Genomic DNA, 20,757 nt, shown 5'->3' with positions numbered 1-20,757 from the left:
CGCCGAACTGCACCCAGGGTGCAGGCTCCGCGCCGCGTTGTTACGCTGCGCGTTTTTTTGTATGAACAGAACCGAGTGACCCCTCCGATGCTTGACGTGAATCGCTATGTGACACCCGTGCTCAACTTGATGCAGCGCTATCCGGGGCTCATTGCAGCGTTTGGTTTCGTTTCCGGTATCGCCAGTTTCATTCTGGTCGATCGCCAGGCAGGGCTGGCCACCTGGATCGCGGTGGTGATGCTGATCAGCTGGCTGTGGCTGATGGTCGAAAACACCATGGTCGGGTTACTCAACAAGGCGCTGGGCCGCGAGATCCCGCAGGGTTTGCTGCGCTACGGCACGCAGATGATCCACCAGGAAAGCCTGTTCTTCGTGCTGCCATTCTTTTTCATTACCACCACCTGGAACAGTGGTCAGGCAGTGTTCACTGCGGTGCTCGGGGCCGCCGGGCTGATCTCGATCATCGACCCTCTCTACTACAAATGGCTGGCGCCCAGGCGCTGGCTGTTCATGACGCTGCACACCCTGACGCTGTTCGCCGCACTGCTGACGGCGCTGCCGATCATCCTGCACCTGACCACCGCCGAGAGTTACAAACTGGCCCTGGGCGTGGCGATGCTGCTGTCGGCGCCCAGCCTGATGTCGAACTTTCCGCTCAACACCTGGCGCAGCGCACTGGCCGTGATCAGCATCATCCTGGCCATCGGCGCGGCGGGCTGGTTGCTGCGCTCCTGGGTGCCGCCTGCGACGCTGTGGTTGACCGAAGTGGCGGTGAGCCCGGACTTCGATAACAAGAACCGTACGCCGGGCGACAGTATTTCGCTGATCAGCGCCAAGCAGCTGCGCAACGGCGGCCTGTATGCGTACACCGCGATCAACGCGCCGCGTGGCCTGGACGAGCGTATCTACCATGTGTGGTGGCATGAAGGCGAAGAGATGGACCGCATCGCGCTGGATATCCACGGCGGACGCAAGGAAGGCTATCGCGCCTGGACACGCAAGCAGAACTTCCCGGAGGACGTGACAGGACGCTGGCAGGTGAGGGTGCTGACCGAGGACGGCCAGATGATCGGCGTGCTGCGTTTTGTCGTCACCGACGATGATCAACCGGCAGTGAAGCGACCTACCGGGCGGATAATCAAGCTCAAGCCGGGCGGCGACTCGGCCGACCAGACCACACCTGAATCCGCGCCGGCTGATGAGCCGAAGCAGGAGAAGCAGGAGGCTGCGCCGGCACCTGAGCAGCCTGCCCCCGCTGAATCTGTGCCTCAGGCTCCGGCGCAGTAATGTTTCAGGTGGCGGTCGCGCCGAAGAACCAGTAGCAGACGAAGATCGCGGCCACGACGCCGGAAAACTCGGCCAGCAGCGCGCAGCCCACCGCATGGCGAGCGCGCTGAATGCCCACGGCGCCGAAGTACACGGCAAGTACGTAGAACGTGGTCTCGGTGCTGCCCTGAATCGTGGCAGCGGCCAATGCAGCGAAGCTGTCCACGCCTTGGGTCTGCATGGTTTCGATCAACAGGGCACGGGCGGCGCTGCCCGAGAAGGGTTTGACCATCGCAGTCGGCAGCGCATCGACGAAGCGCGTGTCCAGCCCCAGCCACTGCACCAGATGCCGAATGCCTTCCAGACCAAAGTCCAGCGCGCCGGATGCGCGCAGCACGCCCACCGCACAGAGCATCGCCACCAGATAAGGCAACAGGCTCTTGGCGACGTCGAAACCTTCCTTCGCACCTTCGACGAAGGCCTCGTAGACCAGCACCTTGCGTAGCGTGCCGATGATCAGAAACATCATGATCAGGCCGAACAGCGTGAGGTTGCCCAGAATCGACGACAGACCCGCCAGCGCAGCCGCCGACAACGTGCCGAGAAAGGCCATGAAGGTGCCCAGCAGCAGGGCGCCGGGGATGAGGTAGGCGAGCACCACCGGGTCCCACAGACGCAGACGCTGCATTAACGCGACCGACAGCAGGCCGACGATGGTCGAGACACTGGTGGCCAGCAGGATCGGCAGGAATACCAGGGTCGGGTCAGGCGCACCTTGCTGGGCGCGGTACATGAAGATCGTTACCGGCAGTAGGGTCAGGGATGAGGCGTTGAGCACCAGAAACAGGATCTGCGCGTTACTGGCGGCGGTCTTGCTGGGGTTGAGTTCCTGCAGCGAGCGCATGGCCTTCAGGCCGATCGGCGTGGCGGCGTTGTCGAGCCCCAGCGCATTGGCGGCGAAGTTGAGGGTGATCAGCCCCAGCGCAGGGTGGCCGGGCGGCACTTCGGGCATCAAGCGCAGAAACAGCGGCCCGAGGACCTTGGCCAGCCAGTCGACGATGCCGGCCTTCTCGGCGATGCGCAAAAAGCCCAGCCATAGGGTCAGTGTGCCGAACAGCAGCACCATAACTTCGACCGACAGCTTGGCCATGGCAAAGATACTTTCGACCATCGCGGCAAAAATGCCGGCGTTGCCGCCTACCAGCCACTGCACCAGCGCGGAAATCGTCGCCACGACAAAAAAACCAAGCCACAGGCCATTGAGCATCGGATAAGTCCCCCACAAGAAGCGGGGATGATAGCGGCGGGGTGCGCTGGAGGGAAATCGGCAGGTGCTGAAAGAGTTGTAGGAACGATAGGTGCACGAGAACACGGTCGTTTTGTGACGCTCTGCGTTGGCATGCAGGTCGTGACGCTCTGCGTCACATATCCGTTGCGCTACGCACGCTCAGGACAGGACGCGGAGCGTCCAGAACGGCATTCCCACGCGGAGCATGGGAACGATGAAACCTTGAGATCACTATCGTGCCAATGCCCTGCGTTGGCATGCAGGTCGTGACGCTCTGCGTCACATATCCGTTGCGCTACGCACGCTCAGGATAGGACGCAGAGCGTCCAGAACGGCATTCCCACGCGGAGCATGGGAACGATGAAAACCTTGAGATTTCCATCGTGCCAATGCTCCGCGTCATCAGGGGCTGTGCGGGGTATGTTCAGCGCCCGGCCAGCAGTTCCTGGCCGCGAACGACGGCGGCGCGGACCTGTTCGGGGGCGGTGCCGCCGATGTGGTTACGGGCATTCACCGAGCCTTCCAGGGTCAGCACGGCGAAGACGTCCTGTTCGATCTGGTTGCTGAACTGACGCAGCTCTTCCAGGCTCATCTCTGCCAGGTCCTTGCCGGTTTCCACACCGTATTTCACCGCGTGACCAACGATTTCATGGCAGTCACGGAACGGCAGGCCACGGCGGACCAGGTAGTCGGCCAGATCGGTGGCGGTCGAAAAGCCGCGCAGCGCCGCTTCACGCATCATTGCGTGCCTGGGCTTGATCGCAGGGATCATGTCGGCGAACGCACGCAACGAATCACGCAGGGTGTCGGCGGCGTCGAACAGCGGTTCCTTGTCTTCCTGATTGTCCTTGTTGTAAGCCAGCGGCTGGCCTTTCATCAGGGTCAGCAGGCCCATCAAGGCACCGAACACACGGCCGCTCTTGCCGCGAACCAGCTCAGGGACATCGGGGTTTTTCTTTTGCGGCATGATCGAGCTGCCGGTGCAGAAGCGATCCGGCAGGTCGATGAACTGGAACTGCGCACTGGTCCACAGCACCAGCTCTTCCGAAAAGCGCGACAGGTGCATCATCGCGATGGACGCAGCCGAGCAGAATTCGATGGCGAAGTCGCGATCCGATACGCCGTCCAGCGAGTTGCCGCCCACCACGTCGAAGCCCAGCAATGTGCAGGTCAGCTCGCGGTCGATCGGGTAGGTGGTGCCCGCCAGTGCAGCACTGCCCAACGGCATGCGGTTGAGACGCTTGCGGCAGTCGACCAGACGCTCGTAGTCGCGGCTGAGCATTTCGAACCAGGCCAGCATATGGTGACCGAATGTTACCGGCTGGGCCGTCTGCAAGTGGGTGAAGCCAGGCATGATGGTTTCAGCTTCACGCTCGGCCTGGCCCAGCAGGCCTTGCTGCAGACGGGTGATTTCGCTGAGGATCAGGTCGATTTCGTCGCGCAGCCACAGACGGATATCGGTGGCGACCTGATCGTTGCGGCTGCGACCGGTGTGCAGCTTCTTGCCGGTGATACCGATGCGGTCGGTCAGGCGTGCTTCAATGTTCATGTGCACGTCTTCCAGATCGACGCGCCAGTCGAACTGGCCAGCCTCGATCTCGGCCTGGATGGTGTTCAGGCCGTCAACGATGGTATCGCGCTCGGCGTCGGTCAGTACGCCCACCTTGGCCAGCATTGTGGCGTGGGCGATGGAGCCCATGATGTCATGGCGATACAGGCGTTGATCGAAGGTGACGGAGGCGGTGAAACGCGCGACAAACGCGTCGACGGGTTCACTGAAGCGGCCGCCCCAGGACTGGTTGGTCTTGTCGGTGCTCATGGATTCGCTCGTTGCTGACTGAAAGTGACGTGCCCGATACCTGGCACAAGAACGAACGCGATGATAACAGGGTTGATGCATTTTTATCCCCGGACAGCTTGCCGCTGACAAGGCCAGGGCAGAGACTGGAGCCATGCGAATCGAACCTGTGAAACACGATGCCCGGCCCGCGCCCGGCAAAGACTTTTTCCTCCCTGAGCTGTGCCTGCCGCAGGCATTGCTGGTGCTCGTCGTTCTGGCGGAGCTGCTGGTACTGGTTCTGGTGCTGGTAGAACCGATGCGCAGCGGCTTCGACTGGGTACGCCTGGCGTTGATGTCGCTGTTCGTACAATGGATCGTGCTACTGTCCGCGGCGCTGCTGTGCGGGTTGCGGCCCTGGCTGGCGCGATTGACGCCGGGCCTGGCGGGCATGCTCAGCTGCCTTTTGGTGGTCGGCCTGACGCTGCTGTGCACAGCCGTTACCGATGTCTGTCAGCTTACCGGGCGAATTTCGGTCAGTGGCATGGTCGAGCGTTATCTGCGCTACTCGACGATTGCCCTGATCATGTCCGCCCTGATGCTGCGCTACTTCTATCTGCAGAGTCAGTGGCGCAAGCAGCAACAGGGCGAACTGCGCGCCAGGATCGAATCGCTGCAGGCGCGCATCCGCCCGCATTTCCTCTTCAACACACTCAACAGTATCGCCAGTCTGGTGGCCAGCAACCCGGTCAAGGCCGAGCAGGCGGTGCTGGATCTTTCGGACCTTTTTCGTGCCAGTCTGGCCAAGCCGGGCAGCCTGGTGACATGGGGTGAAGAGCTGGCATTGGCAAAACGATATTTATCGATTGAGCAATATCGTCTTGGCGAGCGTCTACAGTTGGACTGGAGGGTGAGCGCAATTCCCGATGACTTGCCAATCCCCCAGCTAACCTTGCAGCCATTACTTGAAAACGCTTTGATTTATGGCATTGCTCCGCGGGTCGAAGGGGGCGTTGTAACAGTCGAAGCGAACTATGAAGGGGGAGAGTTCATATTGAGCGTCAGCAATCCCTATGAAGAAGTTGCCAATCGGCAGACTTCCAACGGTACTCAGCAGGCTTTGACGAATATAGGCGCACGAATTGCGGCACTTTTTGGCCCGCACGCCAGTCTGAGCGTGGAGCGCCGTGACGGTCGTCACTACACCTGTCTACGCTATCCTTGTGCGAGACTCACGCAGGAAGCCAGAGCTATATGAATGTCCTGATCGTTGATGACGAACCCCTGGCCCGCGAGCGATTGAGCCGCATGGTCAATGAAATCGAGGGTTATCGAGTACTGGAACCCAGCGCTTCCAATGGCGAAGAAGCCTTGGCGCTGATCGAAACCCACAAACCGGACGTAGTACTGCTCGATATCCGCATGCCGGGTCTCGATGGCCTCCAGGTCGCAGCGCGGCTGTGCGAGCGGGAAGCACCGCCTGCAGTGGTCTTTTGCACCGCCCATGATGAGTTCGCCCTGGAAGCTTTCCAGGTCAGTGCGGTGGGCTATCTGGTCAAGCCCGTGCGTTCCGAGCACCTTGTCGAAGCGTTGCGCAAAGCCGAGCGGCCCAACCGTGTGCAACTGGCGGCGTTGACCCGCCCGGCTGCCGAAAGCGGATCAGGGCCACGCAGCCATATCAGCGCGCGTACCCGCAAAGGCATCGAGCTGATTCCCCTGGATCAGGTGATCTACTTTATCGCCGATCACAAGTACGTGACCTTGCGCCACGAGGGCGGCGAAGTGCTGCTGGACGAACCGCTAAAGGCGCTGGAAGACGAGTTCGGCGACCGCTTCGTGCGCATTCACCGCAATGCGCTGGTGGCCCGCGAGCGAATAGAACGGTTGCAGCGCACCCCGCTGGGACATTTCCAGCTGTTCCTCAGAGGGCTCAATGGCGATGCGTTGATCGTCAGCCGCCGCCACGTCGCCGGTGTCCGCAAAATGATGCAGCAGCTCTAGCGCTTCATCGCGCTGGAGCCTCTGCGCCCAGGCCGATGCATGGAACGGGGAGAATCCCGGATGCATGTGTTTTTCGGCGGGCCTGCGGGCAGCCTTTCCCATGCGCCCCTCAGGCACTGCCGATTGATTGATCGGCTTGGTGTCTGACGCAAGTTCCAATCAGCGCTGAAGCCGCCCTGACCAGGATTGAGCTGTTATTATCCGTCGCATTCACTCAGTACGGATTGTTCAATGTCCTCTCGCGAAATCCGCATCGCCACTCGCAAAAGCGCGCTGGCACTCTGGCAGGCAGAATACGTCAAGGCCCGCCTGGAACAGGCCCACCCCGGCCTGCTCGTGACGCTGGTGCCCATGGTCAGCCGTGGCGACAAACTGCTCGACTCTCCGCTGTCGAAAATCGGTGGCAAAGGGCTGTTCGTCAAGGAGCTGGAAACCGCGCTCCTGGAAAACAACGCCGACATCGCCGTGCATTCGATGAAAGACGTGCCGATGGATTTTCCACAAGGCCTGGGCCTGTTCTGCATCTGCGAGCGTGAAGACCCGCGCGATGCATTCGTCTCCAACACCTTCGCCAGCCTGGACCAGTTGCCGGCGGGCAGCATTGTCGGCACCTCCAGCCTGCGCCGTCAGGCCCAGTTGCTCGCGCGTCGACCCGATCTGCAGATCCGTTTCCTGCGCGGCAACGTCAATACCCGTCTGGCCAAGCTGGATGCCGGCGAATACGACGCCATCATCCTCGCTGCCGCTGGCCTGATCCGCCTGGGTTTCGAAGACCGCATCACCTCGGCGATCAGCGTCGATGACAGCCTGCCAGCCGGTGGCCAGGGCGCGGTGGGTATCGAATGCCGCAGCGTCGACGCCGAAATTCATGCACTGCTTGCCCCTCTGCATCACGAAGACACCGCCGTGCGCGTGATTGCCGAGCGTTCGCTGAACAAGCACCTCAACGGCGGCTGCCAGGTACCGATCGCTTGCTACGCCGTGCTGGAAGGCGATGACGTCTGGTTGCGCGGCCTGGTGGGCGATCCGTCCGGCAGCGTGTTGCTGCACGCGGATGCCCGGGCACCTCAGACATCCGCCCAGGCACTGGGTGTGCAGGTGGCCGAAGCGCTGCTGGAGCAGGGCGCCGCCGACATCCTGAAAGCGGTCTACGGCGAGGCCAATAACGAATGAATGGCTGGCGTCTGCTGCTGACCCGCCCGGCCGAAGAGTCGGCAGGGCTGGCCAGGGTGCTGGCCGAGGACGGTATCTTCAGCAGCAGCCTGCCCCTGCTTGAAACCGAGCCGTTGCCCTTGACGCCTGCACAGCGTTCGATCATTTTCGAGCTGCTCAATTATTGTGCAGTGATCGTGGTCAGCAAACCTGCCGCGCGACTGGCCATCGAACTGATCGACGAAGTATGGCCGCAACCGCCCTTGCAACCCTGGTTCAGTGTGGGTTCAGCAACCGGGCAGATACTGCTCGATTACGGGCTTGATGCGAGCTGGCCGGAGCAGGGCGACGACAGCGAAGCCTTGCTCGAACTGCCGCGCCTCAAGCAGGCGATTGCCGTACCGGGAAGCCGTGTGTTGATCATGCGCGGCGACGAGGGGCGCGAGCTGTTGGCCGAGCAACTGCGCGCGCTGGGGGTGGGCGTTGATTACCTGCCGCTGTATCGTCGCTATCTGCCGCAGCATGCGCCCGGCGCCCTGGCGCAACGTGTCGCGGTGGAACGCTTGAACGGGCTGGTGGTCAGCAGTGGGCAGGGTTTTGAACATTTGCTTCAGTTGGCGGGGGATTCATGGCCGGACCTGGCCGATCTGCCGCTGTTTGTACCGAGCCCCAGGGTTGCCAGCATTGCGCGGGCAGCCGGAGCAAGGACCGTTATTGATTGTCGTGGCGCCAGCGCCACGGCATTGCTGGCAGCGTTGCGGGAACAACCTCAGCCTGCCGTCAAGGCGTAATGATCGACACCTGTCGTTTACGCTATTACGCCAAAATGCAAAGGATGGGATACGTGAGCGAAACAGCCTTGCCTAAAGACGAAGAATCGGTGTTGAAAACGCCTGCATCCAAGCCTGAGCCAGTCCGCACCGAGCGCACCGGCAGCCGCAACAGTGGCCTGGTGTTCCTGGCCTTGCTGCTGGCAATTGCCGGTATCGCCGTCGCCGGCTGGGGAGTCTGGCAACTGCGCATGTTGCAGGCCGGGCACCAGCAACAGCGCGGACAGGTCGAGGACATCGCGGAACAGACCCTGGTGCTGGCGCAGAATGACCAGCAACTGAGCGCACGCATCGCGCAATTCCCGCCCGCCAATCAGCTGGAAGACAGTCGACGTCTGGTCGCGCAACTGCAAGGCGATCAGCAGCGCCTCAGCCAGCGACTCGAAACCGTACTGGGGGCGAGCCGCAAGGACTGGCGTCTGGCCGAGGCCGAGCATCTGCTGCGTCTGGCCAGCCTGCGCCTGTCAGCGCTGCAGGACATCAACAGCGCGCAGGCGCTGGTTCAGGGTGCCGACGAAATTCTGCGCGAGCAGGATGATCCGGGCTCCTTCGCGGCCCGTGAGCAACTGGCCAAGAGCCTTGCCGCCCTGCGCAGCGTCGAGCAGCCGGACCGTACCGGGCTGTTTCTGCAACTGGCCGCTCTGCGTGAGCAGGCTGTGCAGCTCAACAAGCTGGCTCCCGAATACGAAGACAAAGGCGAGTCACTGTTGGGGCTGACCGCCGACAAGACCGAAACCAGCCGCTGGTCACAGTGGTGGGACGAGATCTCCCATTACTTCCGCATTGATTTCAACGCCGACAAGGACATCCGCCCGGTACTCGCCGGCCAGAGCCTTTCGCAGGTGCGTCTGGCCCTGAGCCTGGCGCTGGAGCAGGCGCAGTGGGCAGCGCTTAACGGCGAGCCCGAGGTTTATTCCAAGGCCATCACCGAAGCGCAAAGCGTTCTGAAAGCCAACTTCGATCAGGACGACCCACAGGGCAAGGCGCTCGGCCAAGGGCTTGATGCCGTTGCCAGCCAGCCGGTATCGGTGAAGACACCGGATCTGGCACCGACCCTGAGCGCCGTGCAGGCCTACCTTGAACGCCGTCACGCTGCCGGCCAGCCAGCCGAGGCGCAACAGGGGACCAGCCGATGAAGCGCTTCTATGTGCTGTTATTCATCGCGATCGCCGCTGCGGCGCTGATCGGGGTCGCCATCGCCGAGCATTCCGGCTATGTCCTGATCGCCTATCAAAACTTCCGCTATGAATCGAGCCTGTGGGCGACCCTGGCGTTGCTGGTCGTTGCACTGCTGGTGATCGCGCTGCTGAGGCTGCTGATCACCCTGTTGACGACCTCAGGCCGCGTGGTCAACCCATGGTCGCGCCGCAACCGCCGTCGCCGCGTGCAAATAGCTATCGAGCAAGGTCAGATGGACCTTGCCGAGGGACGCTGGTCCAGCGCCCAGCGTCATCTGCAACGCGCGGCTGAAGCCGACACTCATCCGCTGCTCTACTACATCGGCGCCGCACGCGCTGCCAACGAGCAGGGTCGTTACGAAGATTGCGACGCCTTGCTGGAGCGCGCGCTCGAGCGTCAGCCACAAGCCGAGCTGGCGATTGCACTGAATCACGCTCAACTGCAGCAGGACCGTGGCGACACCGAAGGTGCGCTGACCACACTGCTGGCCATGAAAGAGCGTCACCCGCACAACCCACAGGTGCTTCGTCAACTGCAACGCTTGTATCAGCAGCGTGGTGACTGGTCCGATGTGGTACGCCTGATGCCGGAGCTGCGCAAGGACAAGGTCCTGCCACCCAAGGAGCTGGCCGAGCTGGAACGCCGCGCCTGGGGCGAGAACCTGAGCCTGGCGGCGTACCGCGAGGGCATCGAAGGCGCACCGACCGGTCTGCCTTCCCTGGAAAGCGCCTGGCAGGGACTGGGTTCTGCGCAACGCCAGGAGCCGCAACTGGTGCTGGCGTATGCCGATCAATTGCGCCGTCTGGGTGCCGAAGCTCAGGCTGAAGAGGTGCTTCGTAGCGCCCTCAAGCGCGAGTACAACAGTCATCTGGCGCGTCTGTACGGGCTGGTTCGCGGTAGCGACCCGCTGAAGCAGCTGCAAACGGCGGAAGGCTGGCTCAAGCATCATCCTGCTGATCCAAGCCTGTTGCTAAGCCTGGGACGTATCTGTCTGCAAGGCCGCCTGTGGGGCAAGGCGCGGGATTATCTGGAGAGCAGTCTGCGCATGGAACGCAATCCCGAAACCTGCGCCGAGCTGGCTCGTCTGCTGGGCCAACTGGGTGAGACGGATCGCAGCAATAAGCTGTTTCAGGAAGGCCTGGGCCTGCTCGACGAGCGACTCCTGTCGCGGCCCTTGCCGGTGCTGACCAAGACGTGAATCCAGCGGAGAGTCCTCGGTGAGGGCTCTCCGTGCTGCCTCGCCAGCCAGTCAGATCAATGCGTGAGAATCGTCCTACATACATGTGTAAAAGAACCACGCAGCGGTGTGTTCTTTTTCCTCGGTAAACAGCGACGTATCCGTACGCCGCCACCTTGAATGCGCCGCACCCTTTCCTCTACCGTAATCGTCTCGTCCTTTGTTACGGATTTGCCATGTATCTGGCTCGCACACGCTTCCTGTTTTTCCTGGCATCGCTGGCCTGTGCATCAATCATTGGCGTCGCCTTTTACCTGCAGCAAACTGTCGGTCTCGACCCTTGCGCCCTGTGCATGGTGCAACGGGCTGCATTCATCGTCTGTGGCGTGCTGGCGCTCTGTGCTGCCTGCCACGCCCCTGGCCCGGTTGGCACGCGGCGCTACAGCCTGGCGCTTCTGCTGGTCGCCCTGGCCGGGCTTGCCACAGCAGGCATACAAGTGTGGTTGCAAACCGCTTCGGCCGATCAATTGATACCTGTTATTACCAGACTGGAGCATTTATTGAGCCTGCTCTCTCTGGACATGTGCATCGACCGGCTGCGAAGCGACGCGCTGTTTTGCGCCGAAATCACCTGGACACTGTTCGGTATCAGCCTGCCGGAGTGGAGTCTGCTGGGATTTACGGGTCTGGCGCTGTTGCCGCTGTATCCTCTTTTCAGCGAATTCAGCCACTGGCTGGCGACCAGAGATCGGGGCGGCTATTAAACGCTTGTATGAACTTTATCTCCTGCGTACCTTGATGGCCTTGTCGAGCGGGCATAATCTGGGCCGCACGCGTCACTGGAAATATGCTGTCCTGACGCATCTATCAGGCCAGGTCCCGGCCAATAACCCGGACCGGCACAGGACTGCATGCCCCTGAAGGGAAGAGAGAAGACCATGCTGGAAAGTTGTCAGAATGCTCAGGAACGCTGGGGCGGAGTGAACAAGCTGATCGATCGCTGGCTTCAAAGCCGTCTCGAACTGGTCGAAGCCTACGATGCGCTGGGCGACACGCCCGAAGCGCTGGCAGCCGACCTCGAAGGCCTGCAGAACTTCTGCGGGATTCTTGTGGATTACGTCTCTGCCGGGCACTTTGAAGTCTACGAACAACTGGGTGATGAAGCCCGGGCGTTTAATGACGAGCGTGGGCTCGAACTGGCAGACACGATCTATCCACGTCTGGACGTCATCACCAAGTTTGCCCTGACGTTCAATGATCGCTGCGAAAAGGGCGATTGCTCGGATGCGGCGGTGGTAGCCCGGGAATTCAATCAGCTGGGGCAACTGCTGCACGAGCGTTTCGAGCTGGAAGACTGCCTGATCGAAGTGCTGCACAACTCGCACAAGGAAGAGATCGCCGCTCAGGCGTGACCTTGTTGGTGCAAGCGCGACACGCCAAGGGTGCTTATTGCACCCTTTCGCATGTCTGAACGCCGGCTTTACGCCCGCTTACTGTGAAACCGCAACCAGTTCGATTTCAAATACCAGCGGGGTAAACGGGTCGATCAGATCGCCAGCACCCTCGGCACCATAGGCTTGATCCGATGGGATCACCAGCCGCCACTTCGCGCCGGTCGGCATGTTCTGCAAGGCGCTGGTCCAGCCGCTGATCACACTGTCGAGTCGGAACCACTGGGGCTGAGTGCTCTGATCGAAGATCGTGCCGTCCGGCAAACGACCGACATAACGCACTTCAACCCGGCCATCGGCACTGGGCTTGGGGCCGGTACCCGAGGTCAGCTCGGTCATGAGAATGCCGTCAGCCAGCACCTTCACACCCGGTTTGGCCTTCTCGCTGTCCATGAACGTGCGCTCGGCCTTGAGGGCCGCCTCGGTCGGCGCGTCCGTACCGGCAGTCTCGGCCTGGGCGATAGCGGCGTCATGCTCGCGCAGAATCTGGTCGATGCGGTCCTGCTTGAGCGCCAGCGGCTTGCCCTGGTAAGCCTGCTGCAAGCCTTCTACCAACGCCTTGAGGTCCAGATCAGGGACTTCCTGATGCAACCGCTCGCCAAGGCTTGCACCCAGGCTGTAGGCAAGGTCATGGCCGTCACTGGACGCCGGTGGCGCCTCGGCGGCCTGAGCCAGGGGAAGCAAGAGGAACAACGACGTTAACAGGTAGCGCGACATTAATGCTCTCCGGCCTGGGAAGGCAGCGATTATGCCTGCGCCAGCGCGAGTAGTGACGAGTCTTGTGACGTGAATTTCACAATGCCTTTGCATCGTGTCGAGCAATCATTTCTCTCAGTATGCAACAGGGACCCATGGATGCTGTCAAGATGCCCTAGCGGCGATGCGCGCAGAAGCCTAGTATGAGCCGCAATTTCGTCACCCAGGAGGTAAGTCATGTCGGCCAAAAAGAAGCCAGTAAATACTCCGTTGCATTTGCTCCAACAATTATCGGGCAGCTTGCTTGAACATCTGGAAGACGCCTGTTCCCAAGCCTTGGCTGATGCCGAGAAACTGCTCGCCAAGCTCGAGAAACAACGCGGCAAGGCGCAGGAAAAACTGCACAACTCCCGCATCAAGCTGCAGGATGCTGCCGCCGCCGGAAAATCCAAGGCGCAGGCCAAGGCCAAAGGTGCCGTGTCCGAGCTGGAAGAGTTGCTGGACGCTCTCAAGGATCGTCAGACCGAAACCCGCACTTACATCCTGCACCTCAAGCGTGATGCCCAGGAAAGCCTGAAACTGGCCCAGGGTATTGGCCGCGTGAAAGAGGCGGTCGGCAAGATCCTGACCACTCGCGACGCCAAGCCTGTCGCGCCTAAAGCCGCCGCCAAGGCACCTGTTGCCAAGACACCCGCTGCCAAAGCTCCCGCAAAAACCGCAGCCAAAGCGCCGGTTAAAGCGGCCGCCGCCAAGCCAGTCGCCAAAGCCGCAGCCAAGCCTTCCGCAGTTGCCAAGCCAGCGGTCAAAACCGCTGCTGCCAAGGCCCCGGCAAAAGCCGCCGCCAAACCGGCCGCTCGCACGACTGCAGCAGCCAAGCCTGTCGCAGCGAAGACAACTGCCGCCAAACCGGCTGCGGCCAAGCCTGCTGCCACCAAGGCGCCGGCTGCCAAGCCCACCGCCAGCAGCGCTGCCAAACCAGCAGCAGCAAAAGCGGCGGCCGCCAAACCTGCGGCGAAAGCGCCTGTGAAAGCGCCCGTCAAGGCACCGGCCAAAGCACCTGCCAAGGCACCTGTGAAAGCAGCAGCCAAGCCTGTCGCCAAACCTGCGGTCAAGCCTGCCGCGAAGCCAGCCGCCGCCAAACCGGCCACGCCAGCGCCTGCTGCTGCCAAGCCGACAACGCCTGCACCTGCTGCGCCAGCCGCCGCACCGGCAACACCTGCCAATGGCGCAACGCCAACCAGCGCTTCCTAAGTCTGGTCGACGGCAAGTCCAACCGCGATGCGCAGCACATGCAGCGCATCGCGGTTTTTTTCTGCGTCCCCTTCGGCAAGCTCGAGCAGCCACTCCTCTGCATTCCTCGCCTCACCTGCCGGCCAATCCCCGGTCAGTGCCTCAAGCTTCATCATCAGACCCTGTTCGGCCTCCAGTTCCAGCGCCTTGACCTTCATCCGTAATGGGGTGAGCAACGCATCTTCAAGCGCCGCATTACGCCATTGGTTACGCAAATCCCGCAGCGGACGCACCACATCGTCATGCCAGGGTGTCGCCAACTGTTTTATTTGCGCCACTCGCTGAGCGTCGCATGCCACGTCGCGCGTGCCCAGCCACACCCCGCAAAGCACCATGCACACGTTGGCCCCGTTGGCTTGCAGCGTCAGACAAGCCTGTTCCACACCCGGCCGGGCGTAGAAATCGAGGGTGAAACTCCAGAGCGCTGAAGGCATAGTGATCCACCTGTTCAGGACGAAGCTGGTAGACTCCGCCGCCATTATGATTCGACTTCAAAGCCTTACCTTACAGCGTGGTCCGCAACGTCTGCTAGAAGACGCCGAGCTGACTCTGCACGCCGGCCATAAAGCCGGTCTGATCGGTGCCAATGGCGCCGGTAAATCCAGCCTGTTTGCCCTGCTGCGTGGAGAGCTGACGCCGGATGCCGGCGACTGCCTGCTGCCCGCCGACTGGCGTATCGCGCACATGCGCCAGGAGGTCGACACGCTCGAACGCCTGGCCGTGGATTACGTGCTCGATGGCGACGAGCGCCTGCGGGAAGTGCAGAGCTCGCTGGCCGAGGCCGAAGCCGCGCAGGACGGCGCCGCTCAGGCACGTCTGCATTCGGAGCTCGACAGCGCCGACGGTTATACCGCCGACGCACGCGCTCGCAAGCTGCTGGCCGGGTTGGGCTTCACCAACGAGCAGATGGAGCGTCAGGTCGGCAGTTTCTCCGGTGGCTGGCGTATGCGCCTGAACCTGGCGCAGGCATTGATGTGCCCCTCGGACCTGCTGCTGCTCGACGAACCGACCAACCACTTGGACCTCGACGCCATTCTGTGGCTTGAAGACTGGCTCAAGAGTTACCCCGGCACCTTGCTGCTGATTTCCCACGACCGGGATTTTCTGGATGCCGTGGTCGATCACATCGCCCATGTCGAGCAACGCAAAATCACTCTCTATCGCGGCGGCTACAGCGCGTTCGAGCGGGCTCGTGCCGAACGTCTGGCCCAGCAGCAACAGGCCTACGAGAAGCAACAGGCGCAACGTGCGCACATGGAAAAGTACATCGCGCGCTTCAAGGCCCAGGCCACCAAGGCCCGTCAGGCACAAAGCCGGATCAAGGCGCTGGAGCGCATGGAAGAGCTGTCCGCCGCGCATGTCGACTCACCGTTCAACTTCGTTTTCCGTGAGTCCGACAAGATCTCCAGCCCATTGCTGGACCTGTCCGACGCGCGCCTGGGTTACGGCGACAAGACCATCCTCGGGAAGGTCAAGCTGCAACTCACGCCCGGTGCACGCATCGGCCTGCTGGGTCCGAACGGCGCAGGCAAGTCGACGCTGATCAAAAACCTCGCCGGCGAGCTCGAGCCGCAAAGCGGTCGGCTGGTGCGTGGCGAAAACCTCACCGTGGGCTACTTTGCCCAGCATCAGCTCGACTCACTGGACGCCAAGGCGACGCCGTTGCTGCACTTGCAGCGCCTGGCACCGACCGAGCGTGAACAGACGCTGCGCGATTTCCTTGGCGGTTTCGACTTCCGTGGTGCGCGCCTGGATGAGCCGGTGCTGAATTTTTCCGGTGGCGAGAAAGCCCGTCTGGCGCTGGCACTGATCGCCTGGGAAAAGCCCAACCTGTTGCTGCTCGACGAACCGACCAACCACCTCGACCTGGAGATGCGCCTGGCGCTGACCATGGCCTTGCAGGAGTTCGGTGGCGCGGTGCTGGTGGTGTCTCACGATCGGCACTTGCTCAAGAGCACGACCGATGACTTCCTGCTGGTGGCTGACGGTCGCGTGCAGGAGTTCGACGGCGATCTGGATGACTACACGCGCTGGCTGGCCGATTACCGGCTGCGCAACGCGCCGGTCAGCAACACGCCCGTCAACGCCGACAAGACCGACAAGAAAGCCCAGCGCCAGCAGGCAGCGGCCTTGCGTCAGCAACTGGCGCCGCACAAGCGCGAAGCCGACAAGCTGGAGCGTGATCTCGGACTGGTGAATGAAAAGCTCGCCAAGGTCGAAGAAGCACTGGCTGACAGCACCAACTACGAGGCGGCCAACAAGGACAAGCTGCGCGATCTGCTGGCCGAACAGGCGAAGCTGAAAGTGCGTGAATCCGAGCTGGAGGACGCCTGGATGCAAGCGCTGGAACTGCTGGAATCAATGCAGGCCGAACTGGAAGCATTGTCGTGAGCGAGGCAGGCAAGTGATGGACATGTTGGGCTTGCCAGTATCCGCATACTGGCTTGAACCGCTGCTGGTGGGTGCGCAGATTCTGCTGATCCTGTTGGCCGGTTACGTGCTGCAACGCATCGTCGGTGGTTTTCTGACCGGTCTGGGCGAGCGCTATCCGTTGCCGCCAGAGTTGCTGGTCCCGGTTCGCGGCGGCCTGCGCTGGTTCATTATGGGCAGCGCCTTTGTCCTCGTCCTGGGCCGACTCGGGGTGTCGGCCACGGTGTTGTGGACGGCACTGTCCGGCTTCGTCGCCGTTGCGGCAGTGGCGTTCTTCGCCATGTGGAGCGTGCTGTCGAACCTGCTCTGCGCCATTCTGATCTTCACCATCGGCCCGTTCCGTATCGGTGACATGGTCGAGCTGGTCGATACGCTGGACAAGCCGGGCGTGAAGGGGCGGGTGGTCGCCATCAATCTGATGTTCACCACGCTGATCGAGACCCCAGAGGCCGGTGGCGCGCTGGTCCAGGTGCCCAACAGCCAGTTTTTCCAGAAGTCGGTGCGCCGCTGGCGCGGCAGCGATCTGTTTCCGCAGATGGTGGTTGCAAAGCAGCCGGATGAGCAGGATTAGAAATCGTTAGCGTTCCAAAGCAACCCGCATTAATTTACTGAGCATTCGACTTTGCTTGAGGTGCACGATGGCGCTTGAAACGTGGCTGGGCTTTTTTGCGGCCTGCTGGATTATCAGTCTGTCTCCCGGCGCGGGCGCCATCGCTTCGATGTCCTGCGGCCTGCAATACGGCTTCTGGCGTGGCTACTGGAATGCCCTGGGCTTGCAGATTGCGTTGGTGGCACAGATCGCCATTGTCGCGGCAGGTCTGGGTGCAGTGCTGGCGGCCTCCGATATGGCGTTCACGCTGATCAAATGGTTTGGCGTCGCGTATCTGGTCTATCTCGGCATCAAGCAATGGCGCGCCCTGCCAGCCGACCTGGCCGATGAATCTGCCGTGCGCCCGGTGGGCAAACCGATGACGCTGGTATTGCGTGGTTTTCTGGTGAATATCAGCAACCCCAAGGCGCTGATTTTCATTCTGGCGATCCTGCCACAGTTCATCGACACGGCCGCTCCGCTGCTCATCCAGTACGCGATCATCGCGGCGACCATGGTGGTGGTCGATCTGATCGTGATGGCGGGCTACACCGGGCTGGCCTCCAAAGTGCTGCGCCTGCTCAAGACGCCTCGCCAGCAACGTCGCATGAATCGCACCTTCGCCAGCCTGTTCGTGGGCGCGGCAGGTTTCCTCGCGACGTTACATCGCGGTACGGCCTGAAACGTGTCGGTCTCGAGCCTTGAGCAGACACCCGCTTTGCTCAGGGCAACTGAAGGCTGAATGTAAGATTCTGTAACAAAAATGGACCTCGACTATTGAGTAGTGCCGTTGCGGCGTTAACAATGCAACGCTTCGCATTCCCGTCGAGATTCTGCAATGCCCGTCCATTCTCGTTTTCTTGCCTGGTTACTGTTGCCGCTCCTGGCGCTGGGCAGCTGCATTGCGCTGGCCGACCCGGTCGAGGGTGCAGCCCAGGCGCTGCATCTGCTCGATTACCTGGGGGCCGATTACCCGGCGACCGTGGCAGACGGCAAGGTTGTGGACACCGTCAAGTATCAGCAACAGGTCGATAACCTGGCTGCGTTGCAGGGCCTGGTCGTTGCCTTGCCACAGCGTGCCGAGCGTGATGCTCTGGAGCAGGCGGTAACCCAGCTGAAAAGCGCGGTGGCGGGTCGACAGGACGCTGCGCAGGTCACGCGTCAGGCGCGGCAGTTGAGTGCGAAGCTCGCGCTTGCCTATGAGGTCAGTCAGGCCCCGGCCATTACGCCCGACCCCGCCCGTGGCGCGCCCCTGTACGCTCAGCATTGTTCGGTGTGCCATGGCGACAGCGGTGCAGGGGATGGACCGGCAGGTATCGGCCTGGAACCGCCACCCTCGAACCTGCGGGATACCGCGCGGCTGGATCGCCTGAGTCTCTACGATCTGTACAACGCGACCGGACTGGGGATTGCCGGCACCGATATGCCCGCGTTCGCCGACCAGCTGGACGATCGCCAGCGCTGGGACATCGCGACCTATATCGCCAGCTTCAGCGCACAACCTGTCGCCCAGCCTGCCAAGACCTTCAACCTCGCTGATCTGGCTCGCCAGACGCCGGCCGAAATCCAGGCTGCCGAAGGTCCGGACGCTACCGCCACCTTCCGGGCCCAGCGTGCGCAGCCACCACAGGTACAGCGCGGCCCGGCGCAACTGCTGGATTACACCAGTGTAACGCTGGACAAGAGCCTGGCAGCCTACAAGGCCGGTGATCGCGAACAGGCCTACGATTTGTCGGTCGCGGCGTATCTGGAGGGTTTCGAGCTGGTCGAAAGCTCGCTGGATAACGTCGACGCCAATGTGCGCAAGGACACTGAAAAGAGCCTCATGGCTTACCGGCAGTCCTTGCAGGACAGCATGCCGCTACCTCAGGTTGCGCAGAAGCTGGAAGCAGCCAAAGGCAAGCTCAAGGAGTCGGCGGACCTGTTGGGCAGCGACGGCCTGAGCCTGTCGCTGAGCTATATTTCGGGCCTGCTGATCTTGCTGCGTGAAGGGCTGGAAGCGATTCTGGTACTGGCGGCGATTCTGGCGTTTCTGCGTAACACCGGCCAGCAGTCTGCCGTCCGCAGCGTCAACATCGGCTGGGGCCTGGCGCTGCTGGCCGGGCTGGCCACCTGGGCGCTCGCGGCGTATGTCATCGACGTCAGCGGCGCACAACGGGAATTGCTGGAAGGCGCCACCGCGCTGTTCGCCAGTGTGATGGTGCTCTGGCTGGGGGTGTGGATGCACGACCGTCGTCACGCTGCTGCGTGGCAGGACTACATCAAAAGCAGCCTGGTCGGCGGCGGCGGTCGTTTCGGCTTCGCGCTGCTGGCGTTCTTCTCGGTGTATCGCGAGTTGTTCGAAGTCATCCTGTTCTACGAAACCCTGTGGCTGCAGGCTGGCCCTGCCGGGCACGATGCCGTGCTGGCGGGCGGTGCCACGGCGCTGGTGCTGCTCGTGGGCCTGGCGTGGGTCATCCTGCGCGGTTCGGCGAAGCTGCCGCTGTCGCTGTTCTTCGGCATCAATGCTGCGCTGCTCTGCGCACTGTCCGTGGTGTTTGCCGGTCACGGCGTCAAGGCGCTGCAGGAGGCGGGCATATTCGGCACACGGCCGGTGCCGTTCTTCGAGTTCGACTGGCTGGGCATTCACGCCGACCTGTACTCGCTCGGCGCACAGGCGATCGCTCTGATCGCCATTGCAGCGCTGTACGGCAGAAGTCGTCTGGCCGAGAAGCGCAGGCTGCAGACGGCAGACTGACGTTTTGCCTGCCAGGGGCAAGTGGTGCTCGCCACTTGTCCCTGCTTCCCCCGTAGCATTGTTGCGATTCTGCGTCTTACCTTCCCGCCCTGTACAAAAAACCACCTGTTACTTCTGCCAGTAGACGCCCTTTTTCTTCAGGCCTAGTGTAGCGAAACGCCAACTCGGCTATCGGGTACTGGCGCATTTACCTGACGACGGGGTGGGTGATGGCCAAGTATGAGATTCGGTTGTGGGCTGAAGACATTGAGGAACATGACCATCCTGAAATAGCCATTGAATTTTACGAAAACGATGACCTGCAGGAACACGCCTGGGTCAGGCTGCACCCGCAGGGAAAACATAAGATTCGCGGCGAACTGGGCAGGGATGAGGAAGTGCTGACGGCGCTGGCGCTGGCCTTCAGGAAGAAGGTGGCTGAGTTGGCCGATTGGTGAAGTCTGATCCATGTATGCAACGAGATTTTATGTAAACAGCTGCCAGCACGCGTTGGTATACCGATATCTTTATTAATTAAAGAGGCTTGGAAAATGGCTAACTATGAAATCAGATTGTCTACTGATGAACTGATGGGTGACAGCAGTCCTGAAGTGATGGTGGTGTTCTGGGATAGCAAACTTAAACATGGCAAAGGGGACAAAGGGGGCACTGCATTCGCCAGCTTCGTTACATCTTCGGGTACAGGTAAGGGTTACGACACCGTACGAAGCGAGGTAGACGCCGATGGGGACGGCATGATGGATGCTCGGGACAACACGTTACTGATAGCACTCGCCAACGCATTTGTTGGAATAGATACACTGATAAAACACAAGAAAGTAAAGAGACCGAGTTGATCGCTATACGAGAAGAGGGGCGCTTGTGCGCCCCTGAACACATTGGCTCGTATTAAAG

At 61.5% G+C, this 20,757-nt stretch carries 20 protein-coding genes; 16 read left to right on the top strand and 4 right to left on the bottom strand.

The features are described 5' to 3' along the window. Positions 1-87 precede the first annotated feature (87 nt). On the top strand, positions 88-1,287 hold the full coding sequence (locus GE543_RS09165) for a DUF5924 family protein (protein WP_046269504.1): 1,200 nt from the start codon (positions 88-90) through the stop codon (positions 1,285-1,287). Between the two features lie 4 nt (positions 1,288-1,291). Here GE543_RS09165 and GE543_RS09160 read toward each other — a convergent pair whose 3' ends face one another. Together GE543_RS09160 and argH are read right to left on the bottom strand one after the other, a co-directional pair. Beyond that, positions 1,292-2,533 carry a nucleoside recognition domain-containing protein gene (locus GE543_RS09160; protein ID WP_046269503.1) on the bottom strand — a complete coding sequence of 414 codons (1,242 nt, stop codon included), beginning with the start codon at positions 2,531-2,533 and terminating at the stop codon, positions 1,292-1,294. 445 nt (positions 2,534-2,978) lie between these two features. Further along, positions 2,979-4,373, bottom strand: coding sequence for an argininosuccinate lyase (gene argH / locus GE543_RS09145; protein WP_003340027.1), 1,395 nt, complete (start codon positions 4,371-4,373; stop codon positions 2,979-2,981). Between the two features lie 133 nt (positions 4,374-4,506). Here argH and GE543_RS09140 point away from each other — a divergent pair, with 133 nt between their 5' ends. The 8 genes from GE543_RS09140 (at position 4,507) to GE543_RS09100 (ending at position 12,082) form a co-directional block, all read left to right on the top strand. Beyond that, a complete protein-coding gene (locus GE543_RS09140) occupies positions 4,507-5,589 on the top strand; it encodes a sensor histidine kinase (RefSeq protein WP_003318424.1) in 1,083 nt (360 codons plus the stop codon). Next, the gene (locus tag GE543_RS09135; RefSeq protein WP_002551374.1) at positions 5,586-6,332 is read left to right on the top strand and encodes a LytTR family DNA-binding domain-containing protein; all 747 of its coding nucleotides are present in this window, start codon (positions 5,586-5,588) and stop codon (positions 6,330-6,332) included. Before GE543_RS09140 ends, GE543_RS09135 begins: the two co-directional genes overlap by 4 nt. A gap of 231 nt (positions 6,333-6,563) precedes the next feature. Beyond that, positions 6,564-7,505: a hydroxymethylbilane synthase gene (gene hemC / locus GE543_RS09130; RefSeq protein ID WP_003318426.1), complete on the top strand. Its 942-nt coding sequence runs from the start codon at positions 6,564-6,566 to the stop codon at positions 7,503-7,505. Beyond that, complete coding sequence (locus tag GE543_RS09125; protein ID WP_046269502.1) at positions 7,502-8,275, top strand: uroporphyrinogen-III synthase; 774 nt, start codon at positions 7,502-7,504, stop codon at positions 8,273-8,275. The genes hemC and GE543_RS09125 overlap by 4 nt, the downstream gene beginning before the upstream one ends. Positions 8,276-8,328: 53 nt before the next feature. Then, a complete protein-coding gene (locus GE543_RS09120) occupies positions 8,329-9,450 on the top strand; it encodes a uroporphyrinogen-III C-methyltransferase (RefSeq protein WP_046269508.1) in 1,122 nt (373 codons plus the stop codon). Further along, entirely contained in the window at positions 9,447-10,691 is a 1,245-nt protein-coding gene (locus GE543_RS09115) for a heme biosynthesis protein HemY (protein ID WP_004408794.1), read from the top strand. Before GE543_RS09120 ends, GE543_RS09115 begins: the two co-directional genes overlap by 4 nt. Positions 10,692-10,906: 215 nt before the next feature. Continuing rightward, positions 10,907-11,434 carry a disulfide bond formation protein B gene (locus GE543_RS09110; protein ID WP_103689331.1) on the top strand — a complete coding sequence of 176 codons (528 nt, stop codon included), beginning with the start codon at positions 10,907-10,909 and terminating at the stop codon, positions 11,432-11,434. A 174-nt stretch (positions 11,435-11,608) separates the two neighbouring features. After that, positions 11,609-12,082 (top strand): Rsd/AlgQ family anti-sigma factor, encoded by a 474-nt coding sequence (locus tag GE543_RS09100; RefSeq protein WP_003340038.1) that lies wholly within the window; start codon positions 11,609-11,611, stop codon positions 12,080-12,082. Between the two features lie 78 nt (positions 12,083-12,160). Here GE543_RS09100 and GE543_RS09095 read toward each other — a convergent pair whose 3' ends face one another. Beyond that, positions 12,161-12,838, bottom strand: a complete 678-nt coding sequence (locus GE543_RS09095; protein WP_004408792.1) for an FKBP-type peptidyl-prolyl cis-trans isomerase — start codon at positions 12,836-12,838, stop codon at positions 12,161-12,163. Positions 12,839-13,054: 216 nt separating this feature from the next. On the opposite strand from GE543_RS09095, the gene GE543_RS09090 reads away from it, so the two are divergent. After that, positions 13,055-14,068, top strand: a complete 1,014-nt coding sequence (locus tag GE543_RS09090; RefSeq protein ID WP_153221256.1) for an AlgP family protein — start codon at positions 13,055-13,057, stop codon at positions 14,066-14,068. Here the strand turns inward: GE543_RS09090 and GE543_RS09085 are convergent. Then, positions 14,065-14,541, bottom strand: coding sequence for a TIGR02444 family protein (locus GE543_RS09085; RefSeq protein WP_004408787.1), 477 nt, complete (start codon positions 14,539-14,541; stop codon positions 14,065-14,067). The two genes, GE543_RS09090 and GE543_RS09085, sit on opposite strands and share 4 nt — an antisense overlap. A 46-nt stretch (positions 14,542-14,587) precedes the next feature. On the opposite strand from GE543_RS09085, the gene GE543_RS09080 reads away from it, so the two are divergent. The 6 genes from GE543_RS09080 (at position 14,588) to GE543_RS09055 (ending at position 20,699) form a co-directional block, all read left to right on the top strand. After that, positions 14,588-16,498: an ATP-binding cassette domain-containing protein gene (locus GE543_RS09080; protein ID WP_153221255.1), complete on the top strand. Its 1,911-nt coding sequence runs from the start codon at positions 14,588-14,590 to the stop codon at positions 16,496-16,498. 16 nt (positions 16,499-16,514) lie between these two features. Then, positions 16,515-17,108: a mechanosensitive ion channel family protein gene (locus tag GE543_RS09075; RefSeq protein ID WP_003421571.1), complete on the top strand. Its 594-nt coding sequence runs from the start codon at positions 16,515-16,517 to the stop codon at positions 17,106-17,108. Positions 17,109-17,175: 67 nt separating this feature from the next. Then, entirely contained in the window at positions 17,176-17,808 is a 633-nt protein-coding gene (locus GE543_RS09070) for a LysE family transporter (protein ID WP_003421569.1), read from the top strand. Positions 17,809-17,964: 156 nt separating this feature from the next. Then, positions 17,965-19,863: a cytochrome c/FTR1 family iron permease gene (locus GE543_RS09065; protein WP_153221254.1), complete on the top strand. Its 1,899-nt coding sequence runs from the start codon at positions 17,965-17,967 to the stop codon at positions 19,861-19,863. Positions 19,864-20,072: 209 nt separating this feature from the next. Continuing rightward, complete coding sequence (locus GE543_RS09060) at positions 20,073-20,300, top strand: hypothetical protein (RefSeq protein ID WP_003367743.1); 228 nt, start codon at positions 20,073-20,075, stop codon at positions 20,298-20,300. A 93-nt stretch (positions 20,301-20,393) separates the two neighbouring features. Next, positions 20,394-20,699 (top strand): hypothetical protein, encoded by a 306-nt coding sequence (locus tag GE543_RS09055; protein WP_032697467.1) that lies wholly within the window; start codon positions 20,394-20,396, stop codon positions 20,697-20,699. Positions 20,700-20,757 lie beyond the last annotated feature (58 nt).

This window comes from Pseudomonas sp. SZ57 (genome assembly GCF_009495975.1).
In the GTDB taxonomy this organism is placed as follows: Bacteria; Pseudomonadota; Gammaproteobacteria; order Pseudomonadales; family Pseudomonadaceae; genus Aquipseudomonas; species Aquipseudomonas syringae.
Note: the sequence above shows the minus strand (reverse complement) of the source record. Positions and strands in the feature narration are given on the sequence as shown.

What these genes read in the sequence shown, in the direction of transcription:
- GE543_RS09070 (WP_003421569.1), top strand. Translation starts at nt 17,176, where the DNA reads ATGGCGCTTGAAACGTGGCTGGGCTTTTTTGCGGCCTGCTGGATTATC.
- GE543_RS09090 (WP_153221256.1), top strand. Translation starts at nt 13,055, where the DNA reads ATGTCGGCCAAAAAGAAGCCAGTAAATACTCCGTTGCATTTGCTCCAA.
- argH (WP_003340027.1), bottom strand. Translation starts at nt 4,373, where the DNA reads ATGAGCACCGACAAGACCAACCAGTCCTGGGGCGGCCGCTTCAGTGAA.
- GE543_RS09115 (WP_004408794.1), top strand. Translation starts at nt 9,447, where the DNA reads ATGAAGCGCTTCTATGTGCTGTTATTCATCGCGATCGCCGCTGCGGCG.
- GE543_RS09100 (WP_003340038.1), top strand. Translation starts at nt 11,609, where the DNA reads ATGCTGGAAAGTTGTCAGAATGCTCAGGAACGCTGGGGCGGAGTGAAC.
- GE543_RS09060 (WP_003367743.1), top strand. Translation starts at nt 20,073, where the DNA reads ATGGCCAAGTATGAGATTCGGTTGTGGGCTGAAGACATTGAGGAACAT.
- GE543_RS09165 (WP_046269504.1), top strand. Translation starts at nt 88, where the DNA reads ATGCTTGACGTGAATCGCTATGTGACACCCGTGCTCAACTTGATGCAG.
- hemC (WP_003318426.1), top strand. Translation starts at nt 6,564, where the DNA reads ATGTCCTCTCGCGAAATCCGCATCGCCACTCGCAAAAGCGCGCTGGCA.
- GE543_RS09055 (WP_032697467.1), top strand. Translation starts at nt 20,394, where the DNA reads ATGGCTAACTATGAAATCAGATTGTCTACTGATGAACTGATGGGTGAC.
- GE543_RS09125 (WP_046269502.1), top strand. Translation starts at nt 7,502, where the DNA reads ATGAATGGCTGGCGTCTGCTGCTGACCCGCCCGGCCGAAGAGTCGGCA.
- GE543_RS09160 (WP_046269503.1), bottom strand. Translation starts at nt 2,533, where the DNA reads ATGCTCAATGGCCTGTGGCTTGGTTTTTTTGTCGTGGCGACGATTTCC.
- GE543_RS09110 (WP_103689331.1), top strand. Translation starts at nt 10,907, where the DNA reads ATGTATCTGGCTCGCACACGCTTCCTGTTTTTCCTGGCATCGCTGGCC.
- GE543_RS09135 (WP_002551374.1), top strand. Translation starts at nt 5,586, where the DNA reads ATGAATGTCCTGATCGTTGATGACGAACCCCTGGCCCGCGAGCGATTG.
- GE543_RS09065 (WP_153221254.1), top strand. Translation starts at nt 17,965, where the DNA reads ATGCCCGTCCATTCTCGTTTTCTTGCCTGGTTACTGTTGCCGCTCCTG.
- GE543_RS09080 (WP_153221255.1), top strand. Translation starts at nt 14,588, where the DNA reads ATGATTCGACTTCAAAGCCTTACCTTACAGCGTGGTCCGCAACGTCTG.
- GE543_RS09075 (WP_003421571.1), top strand. Translation starts at nt 16,515, where the DNA reads ATGGACATGTTGGGCTTGCCAGTATCCGCATACTGGCTTGAACCGCTG.
- GE543_RS09140 (WP_003318424.1), top strand. Translation starts at nt 4,507, where the DNA reads ATGCGAATCGAACCTGTGAAACACGATGCCCGGCCCGCGCCCGGCAAA.
- GE543_RS09095 (WP_004408792.1), bottom strand. Translation starts at nt 12,838, where the DNA reads ATGTCGCGCTACCTGTTAACGTCGTTGTTCCTCTTGCTTCCCCTGGCT.
- GE543_RS09085 (WP_004408787.1), bottom strand. Translation starts at nt 14,541, where the DNA reads ATGCCTTCAGCGCTCTGGAGTTTCACCCTCGATTTCTACGCCCGGCCG.